The sequence below is a fragment of the Nocardioides pelophilus genome (assembly GCF_014180685.1).
GTDB lineage: Bacteria > Actinomycetota > Actinomycetes > Propionibacteriales > Nocardioidaceae > Nocardioides > Nocardioides pelophilus.
This window is the reverse complement of sequence record NZ_JACEHF010000177.1, coordinates 1-8,219: the sequence shown is the minus strand read 5'-3', so window position 1 is coordinate 8,219 and position 8,219 is coordinate 1. Positions and strand designations below refer to the sequence as shown.

Annotated in this window: 6 protein-coding genes and 1 pseudogene; 2 read left to right on the top strand and 5 right to left on the bottom strand. The window is 71.2% G+C overall.

The annotated features are described in order from the left end of the window. Window positions 1–118: 118 nt before the first annotated feature. A complete protein-coding gene (locus H0488_RS19925; RefSeq protein WP_183100974.1) occupies window positions 119–1,024 on the bottom strand; it encodes an acyl-CoA thioesterase in 906 nt (301 codons plus the stop codon). A gap of 149 nt (window positions 1,025–1,173) precedes the next feature. On the opposite strand from H0488_RS19925, the gene H0488_RS19920 reads away from it, so the two are divergent. Both H0488_RS19920 and H0488_RS19915 read left to right on the top strand, forming a co-directional pair. Beyond that, a complete protein-coding gene (locus H0488_RS19920) occupies window positions 1,174–2,388 on the top strand; it encodes an acetyl-CoA C-acetyltransferase (RefSeq protein WP_183100973.1) in 1,215 nt (404 codons plus the stop codon). 51 nt (window positions 2,389–2,439) lie between these two features. After that, a complete protein-coding gene (locus H0488_RS19915; protein ID WP_312856449.1) occupies window positions 2,440–2,967 on the top strand; it encodes a MarR family winged helix-turn-helix transcriptional regulator in 528 nt (175 codons plus the stop codon). Between the two features lie 186 nt (window positions 2,968–3,153). On the opposite strand, the gene ettA is transcribed toward H0488_RS19915, so the two are convergent. From ettA to H0488_RS19895, 4 genes and pseudogenes are all read right to left on the bottom strand, one after another. Then, window positions 3,154–4,836 carry an energy-dependent translational throttle protein EttA gene (gene ettA, locus H0488_RS19910; RefSeq protein ID WP_183100972.1) on the bottom strand — a complete coding sequence of 561 codons (1,683 nt, stop codon included), beginning with the start codon at window positions 4,834–4,836 and terminating at the stop codon, window positions 3,154–3,156. 92 nt (window positions 4,837–4,928) lie between these two features. Then, window positions 4,929–5,411 carry a single-stranded DNA-binding protein gene (locus tag H0488_RS19905; protein WP_183100971.1) on the bottom strand — a complete coding sequence of 161 codons (483 nt, stop codon included), beginning with the start codon at window positions 5,409–5,411 and terminating at the stop codon, window positions 4,929–4,931. Window positions 5,412–5,551: 140 nt separating this feature from the next. After that, complete coding sequence (locus tag H0488_RS19900) at window positions 5,552–7,174, bottom strand: GTPase (protein WP_312856448.1); 1,623 nt, start codon at window positions 7,172–7,174, stop codon at window positions 5,552–5,554. Then, window positions 7,171–8,219: pseudogene (locus tag H0488_RS19895) on the bottom strand (ABC transporter); the annotation flags it as partial. The gene H0488_RS19900 and the pseudogene H0488_RS19895, both read right to left, overlap by 4 nt.

Sequence of the window (8,219 nt, the reverse complement as noted above, 5' to 3'; positions counted from 1 at the left end):
CGCTCGGCATCAGCCCGGTCGCCGTACGCGTCGCGCGGCACCGCGGGCTCAAACGGCTGCGGGGCACGCTGCCGCCGCCACCGTCCCTCGGACGTCCGCAGACCGCGGAGTAGCGCGGCTACGCCGCGCCGAGGGCGTGGAGCAGCCGCTCCCGGTACTCCGCGGGGGGTTCGGTCGGCTGGTTCGTCGCGGGGTCGAAGAAGACCAGCACCACCCGGGCCCGGGCGAGCGCGCGACCACCGGGACCGGCTGCGGCTGCCGAAGCATCGGCGATCTCCGACTCGATGACGAGGGAGGTCCGACCGACGTGGGCGATCTGCGACCGGCAGTCGTAGGGCTCGGCGCGGAGGGTGATCGGCGCGAGGTAGTCGACGTCGGCCTGGGCGATGACGACCTGGAGCGCAGTTGCCCGTGGCATCCCGCGGCCGAGCTCCATGAACATCCGGATCCGGGCTTCCTGGAAGTACTCGAAGTAGACGACGTTGTTGACGTGGCGGTAGACGTCGACGTCGCTGAACCGCACCTGCACCGGGTAGTGGCTCGCCCGCTCGGGATCGATGACCACCCGGTCGTGGCGCTCACGGGGCACGGGCTCGAGGTAGACCTCGAGCGCGGCGCGCTCCTCCGCCGTCAGCCGACGCGGGCTCTCGGTGTCGAAGCGGTACGGCGCGAGCACGGTGCTCGCCTCGACGTAGACGACCCGACTGCCGTCGTCCTGCTCGTGGAACACCTCGTAGGCGAGCGTGAACGAGCCGGCGCGCAGGGCGGTCACCCAGCACTCGATCAGCACCGGCTGCTCGCCGAACAGCAACGGCGCACGGTAGGTGACCTCGTGCCGGCTGACGATGATCGCGTCGACCAACGACTCGGTCGCCTCCTCCCCCGCCTCCGTCCCTGACCAGCGGTGCGCGCGCAGCAGGTCGACCCGCGCCTCCTGGAGGTAGTCGACGTAGCGCACGTTGTTCACGTGCCCGAGCAGGTCGAGGTCGGCCCACCGGACCGGACAGACGTAACGGTGCCGCACGCTCGGCATCGTTCCACGAACCCGTCGTACGACGTGGCGGGGTGCTGTCGGCGGCGGTCCGGGTGTGGCGTGAGACACCACTGCAACAGGTTCCAGTCGGCCACCACTAGTCTGGCCTGGTTCAGTCAGAGCTCACCGAGGAGTGCCCCATGCCCGAGGCCGTCATTGTTTCTGCCGCCCGTACCCCGATCGGCCGGGCGAACAAGGGTTCGCTGAAGGACTTCCGACCCGACGACCTCACCGCGCTGATCACGAAGGCCGCGCTCGACAAGATCCCGGCGCTCGACCCGAACGACATCGACGACTTCTACCTCGGCTGCGGCCTGCCCGGCGGCGAGGCCGGCAACAACATGGCGCGGATCGTGACCACGCTCATGGGCTACGAGATCCCCGGCGCCACCATCACCCGTTACTGCTCCTCCTCGGTGCAGACCTCCCGGATGGCGTTCCACGCCATCAAGGCCGGCGAGGGCGACGTGTTCATCTCGGCCGGCGTCGAGGCGGTCTCCCGCTTCCAGTTCGGCACGTCCGACCACATCCCGAACACCAAGAACCCGCTGTTCGCCGATGCGCAGCAGCGCACCGAGGAGTACGCCAAGGGCGGGCAGGACTGGCACGACCCGCGTGAGGACGGTCTCGTCCCCGACATCTACATCGCGATGGGCCAGACGGCCGAGAACGTCGCCCGGATGCGCGGCCTCGACCGCAAGGAGCTCGACGAGTTCGCCGTCCGGTCGCAGAACCTCGCCGAGCAGCAGATCAACAGCGGCTTCTGGGAGCGGGAGATCACCCCGGTCACCCTCGCCGACGGCACCGTGGTCGCCAAGGACGACGGTCCTCGCGCCGGCGTGACCTACGAGGGGATCTCCCAGCTCGAGCCGGTCTTCCGGCCCGACGGCGTGGTCACCGCCGGCAACTGCTGCCCGCTCAACGACGGCGCCGCCGCGGTCGTGATCATGTCCGACACCAAGGCCAGCGAGCTCGGACTCACCCCACTGGCGCGGATCGTCTCGACCGGTGTCAGCGGCCTCTCCCCCGAGATCATGGGCCTCGGCCCGGTCGAGGCCACCAAGCGGGCGCTCGCCAACGCGAACATGACGATCGGCGACATCGACCTGGTCGAGATCAACGAGGCGTTCGCGGCCCAGGTCGTGCCGTCGTACCAGGACCTCGGCATCGACCTCGACCGGCTCAACGTGAACGGCGGGGCGATCGCGGTCGGCCACCCGTTCGGCATGACCGGCGCCCGCCTGCAGAACACCATGCTGAACTCGCTCGACTGGCACGACAAGTCCACCGGCCTGATCACGATGTGCGTCGGTGGCGGTCAGGGCATGGCGATGATCCTGGAGCGGATGAGCTGACGCCCCGAGCGTTACCCCACCCGAGCGACCCGGCGGTCATAGACTGCCAGGGTGAGTGACCCGGACCTGGAGTCCACCCGCGAGGCCTGGCGGCGTCGCGAGCCGCGATGGCTCGACGATCGCCAGCAGCGCTCGTGGCGGGCGCTGGTCCTCGGCACGACGTTGCTCTTCGACCGGCTGGACGACGACCTGCGCCAACGGCACGGTCTGTCGCTCGTGGAGTACGAGATCCTGGTCCGCCTGTCCGAGGCGGAGGGCCGCGAGCTGCGGATGGCCCGCCTGGCCGACTCGCTCGCCCACAGCCGCAGCCGGGTGACCCACACGGTCAAGCGGATGGAGGCCGAGGGCCTGGTCACGCGCTGCGGGTCGACGGTCGACGGACGCGGCGTCGTCTGCCGGCTGACCGAGCGCGGCGACCTGATCCTCCGCAACGTCGCGCCGACCCACGTCAACGGGGTGCGCGACTACCTCGTCGACCTGGTCTCCGACGCGGACTTCGAGACCCTCGGCCGGGTGATGGACGCCGTCAGCGACCGACTGATCGCCGACCACCCCGAACGCGAGCTGCGGGACAAGTAGCCCCTGGGCCGGAGCTTGCGGAGGCCCGGGCGGCGAGCACGATCTGCGACGCGCTCGCGCAATCCAACAAGCGCGGCAGCGTGGCGCACGGCGGCGAAGCCGCACGACGCGAGCCCCTGGGCCGGAGCTTGCGGAGGCCCGGGCGGCGAGCGGCGTCTGCGACACGCTCGCGCAAATCCAATGCCGTCAGTCGCGCGTCAGGCGGCGGTGCGTGACCCGGTGGGGGCGGGCGGCCTCGACGCCGAGCCGCTCGACCTTGTTCTCCTCGTACGACGCGAAGTTGCCCTCGAACCAGAACCACTTGGCGGGGTTCTCGTCGTCGCCCTCCCACGCCAGGATGTGGGTCGCGACCCGGTCGAGGAACCACCGGTCGTGCGAGGTGACCACGGCGCAGCCCGGGAAGTCGAGAAGGGCGTCCTCCAGCGAGGAGAGCGTCTCGACGTCCAGGTCGTTGGTGGGCTCGTCGAGCAGCAGCAGGTTGCCGCCCATCTTGAGGGTGAGCGCCAGGTTGAGCCGGTTGCGCTCTCCACCGGAGAGAACGCCGGCCTTCTTCTGCTGGTCGGGGCCCTTGAAGCCGAACGAGGCGACGTAGGCGCGGGAGTTCATCTCGAAGTTGGCGACCTTGATGTGGTCGAGCCCGTCGGAGACGACCTCCCAGACGTTCTTCTTGGGGTCGATGCCGCCGCGGCTCTGGTCGACGTAGGAGATCTTCACGGTCTGACCGACGGTGAGGTCGCCCGCGTCGGGCTGCTCGCTGCCGGTGATCATCCGGAACAGCGTGGTCTTGCCGACGCCGTTGGGGCCGATCACACCGACGATGCCGGCGCGGGGCAGGGTGAACGACAGTCCGTCGATCAGCACCCGGTCCTCGAAGCCCTTGGTCAGCTTCTTCGCCTCGAGCACGATGTCACCCAGGCGGGGGCCGGCGGGGATGTTGATCTCGGAGGTGTCGATCTTGCGGTCGCGCTCGGCCTCGGCCGCCAGCTCTTCGTAACGCGCGAGGCGGGACTTGCTCTTGGTCTGCCGCGCCTTGGCGTTGGACCGGACCCACTCGAGTTCCTTCTCGAGCATCTTCGCGCGCTTCGCGTCCTTGGCGCCCTCGATCTTGAGGCGCTCCCTCTTGGTCTCCAGGTAGGTGGAGTAGTTGCCCTCGTAGCCGTGGATCCGCCCGCGGTCGACCTCGGCGATCCACTCCGCGACGTTGTCGAGGAAGTAGCGGTCGTGGGTGATCGCGAGGACGGCGCCGGGGTAGGACTTCAGGTGTCCCTCGAGCCACTGGACCGACTCGGCGTCGAGGTGGTTGGTCGGCTCGTCGAGCAGCAGCAGGTCGGGCTGCTGCAGCAGCAGCTTGCACAGCGCCACTCGGCGGCGCTCGCCACCGGACAGGTTGTCGACGATCGCGTCCGGCGGGGGGCAGCGGAGCGCGTCCATCGCCTGGTCCAGGCGGCTGTCGAGGTCCCACGCGCCGGCGTGGTCGAGGTCGGTCTGCAGGTCACCCATCTCGCCGAGGAGGGAGTCGTAGTCGGCGTCGGGGTTGGCCAGCTCCTCGGAGATCTGGTTGAAGCGGTCGAGCTTGTGCTTGATCTCGCCGACGGCCTCCTCGACGTTCTCGAGGACGGTCTTGCCCTCGCTCAGCGGCGGCTCCTGCTGGAGCATGCCGACCGTCGCGTCCGGGTCGAGGATCGCGTCACCGTTGTTGGGGCGGTCCAACCCGGCCATGATCTTCAGCAGCGACGACTTGCCGGCTCCGTTGGGGCCGACCACACCGATCTTGGCTCCGTGGAGGAACGACAGGGTCACGTTGTCAAGGACGACCTTGTCGCCGTGAGCCTTCCGGACGTTGCGCAGGGTGTAGACATACTCAGCCACGATCCCTCAGCCTACGGGCCGGGGGTGACCGGGACCGGCGCGGGGTCACCGCACCGGCCCCGGAGCCCGGTCGACCGCGAACACCACGCGGCTCAGGCGGCGCCGGCCACCTCCGCGGCCGGTGCCGACGCGACTCCTGCGGAGCCCCACGGGTCGGTGTCGGCGGCTCCGGCCGGGGTCGACGGCTCCTGCGGTCGGTCGTCGCGCCGCGCCGCACCGACCGTCTTGCTGAACGAGGCCACTCCCCTCGTCAGGTCGTGCCCGACGACCACGGCATCGATCTCGAGAGCGGTCATCTCGACTCCGTTGCGGTCGTAGGAGCGCTGGTTCAGCCGGCCGTGCACGATCACCGGGTCGCCGACGTGCAGGGAGCGCTTGCAGTGCTCGCCGAGGACACGCCACGCGCTCACGCCGTACCACTGCGTCGGGCCGTCGACCCACTCCTGCCGGCCCCGGTGGAAGCGCCGGGGCGTGCACCCGAGGCGGAAGTTGGCCACGCTCGTGCCCGCGACCTCGCGCAGCTGCGGCTCGGTGCCCAGCCAGCCCTGGACGGTCACCATGGTGTCGTTGGTCATCTCAAGTCCTCCGTTATCCCCGGTCGCGCTCGCGACCGGCCACCACGGAGTTCACGCGGGGGCGCCGACACAGGGGCCGGGACCCGCACCCGGCCTGTGGAGAGCGTCGGGCGGACGGCGGCCCTGGGGACGGTTGGTGGCTACTCCTGGGCCTGGGCGATGCCCGCGCGGAAGGAGGAGTACGACGCGAGCACGCCGTTCACGGGCGCCACGACCTGCTTCGCGAGCACGTCGGCGACGACCTGGCGGAGCGCCTCGTCCGCGTCGTCACCGCGGCTGCGGGCTGCGCCCCCCACCAGCGGTCGGAACACGAGCCACAGCAGGATCCCGAGCGCGAGCCCGACCGCGAGCACGAGTGGCGGGAGCGGGAAGCCCGCCAGCTCGGGCGCGTCGTCGTGGGTGCCCTGGACCGCGAGCACCGCCCACCACGCGCCACCGCCGATCGCGGCGAGGAGCAGCACGATCTGCAGCACCCGGACCAGCCCGACCCAGCCCGGCAGCCGGTCGGCACCGAGGTCGACGGAGGTCAGCCCGCGGTCGAGCGCGTCGTCGGTCTCCTCGAGCCGTCCGGTCGCGGCCTGGCGGACGGAGTCGACCCACGGGGCGCCGAGCCCCTGAGCGGTCTGGTCGGCGAGCTCCCGGATGCTGTTGTCGACAGCGGCCCGCTGCACCGCGACGGCGTGCGGCTGCGAGCCGGCGCGGTAGCCCGCGAGCAACTCGTTCTGGTTGCGCCGACGCAGGCGTCCGAGCAGGCCGACGGGCGGCCACGCGACCGCGCGCGCGGCGCGGCTGCGGATCGTGCGCTCCACGGCGGCGGCGATGGTGGGCACCCCGGCGGCCTCGGCCACCCGGTCCTCGAGGGCGCGCGCTCGCTCCGCGGTGATCTCACGACCGGGAGCACTGCCTCCGGCGGCGTCGAGCCGGCCGGCGGCCGCAGCCACGTCGGCCTCGACGCGGACGGTCGTGCTCCGCTTCTGCTCGACCCGCGAGGCGATCTCCTGCCGCAGCTCCTCGACGCCGATGCCCTCGCGCGCGCTGATCGCGATGACCTTGACCTCGGCCAGGCCGTCGAGCGCCAGGAGCCGCTTGACGTCGTCGACCATGCCCTGACGCTTCTCAGGGGCGATGGTGTCGATGTGGTTGAGCACCACCAGCATGACGCCGGCGTGGGTCTTGTACGGCGCGAGGTAGCGGTCGTGGATCGCTGCGTCGGCGTACTTCTGGGGGTCGAGCACCCAGACCAGCAGGTCGGCGAGCTCGACCAGCCGGTCGACCTCGAGGTGGTGGGACAGCTCGGTCGAGTCGTGGTCGGGGAGGTCCATCAGCACGACCCCCTCGAGCGCCTTGTCGTCGCGCTTGGTGTCGAGCATCGAGTCGCGCATCGTCTGGTGCCGGGGCGGGATGCCGAGCCATTCGAGCACCTCCGCGGCGCCCTCGTTGCCCCACACGCACGCGGTCGCCCACGACGTCGTCGGGCGCCGGACGCCGGTCGAGGAGAGCTCGAGGCCGGTGAGAGCGTTGAACGTCGACGACTTGCCGGAACCGGTGGCACCGGCGATCGCGACCACGGTGTGGTGCGCGGACAGGCGCAGCCGCCCGGTGGCGCGCTCGACCGTCGCCACGGTGTCGTCGAGCAGGGCGTCGTCGAGGTGTCCGCGCGCAGCGGCCACCGCCCTCTCGAGTCCCTGCAGCCGGGCACCGATCGCAGTGCCGCGGGTGGCGAGGTCACGCAGGACGCGCGTCTCCCCATCCGTCTGAGTCACAGGTGTCCTCCAGTGCCTTTCTGCATGGTGGCGGCATACCGCAGGTCGTCGACCCGGCGGGCGGCCGCCCGCAGCTGCTCACCAGCGTCCTGCGTCGGCATCCATTGATCCGCCGGTGCAACGTAACGGGTGCGCTCCCCGGCGAGCAAAGCGCCGATCCGGTCCTCCAGCGAGACCCGGGCGCGCTGCCGGAGCATCCCGGCCGTGCCGGGGCCGACCACCGTCTCGAGCAGGCGCGCACCGAGGCGCAGGGAGTCCGAGGCGGACGCCGGGGGCTGGTCGCCGCCGAGCACCACCACTGCGAGCGTGACCGCAAGGCCGCGGACGCCGACCGCGAGGAACCGGGCCGAGGCACGCGCGTCGCCGCTCTCGGTGCGCACGAGCTCCTGGAGCTCGGTCTGCCAGGCCTGGATCTCCGTAACGGCTCGGCGGCGGAGGTCGCGACTGGCCCGGGACAGGTCGTCGGTCGCCGCGTCGATCAGCTGGGCGCCGTACGGCGTCGCCCGCCACGCCGCGGCGGACCGGGCGGCGGCCTGCTCGCCGTGCTCGACGATCAGCGTCTCGAGACCGGTCTCGATCGCCAGCGCGACCCGCTCGGCCTGCTGCGGCTTGCCCTTGATGGCATTGACCAGGCGCTCGCGGACGAAGCCCACCTTCGCCTCGAGCGAGCGGATCAGCTCTCCGCTGCCGACGAACTCCTGCCAGCGGGTGAGCAGGTCGCCCCTCAGCAGCGTGCCGTCGGTGGCCGAGGTCAGCAGGTGGCGGTTGACGATGTCGTACTGCCGCTCGACGAGGGTGGTGAGGTCGCCGATGGCGATCAGCTGCTCGTCGGCGGCGTCGGCGACCGGGTAGATCCGCCGGGTCAGGATCCGGATCGAGCCGCCGACCGTCTGGTGGACGATCGCGCTGCGGGCGATGGCGTCGGCGGCGAGCGCCTCGAGCCAGTTGCGGATCTCGGCCACATGGCCGGCCGGCAGCAGCCCGTCCTCGCTGACCGGCCCCTCCGCGACCCCGAAGAGCGGTGAGTCCTTGAGACCGCGCGACG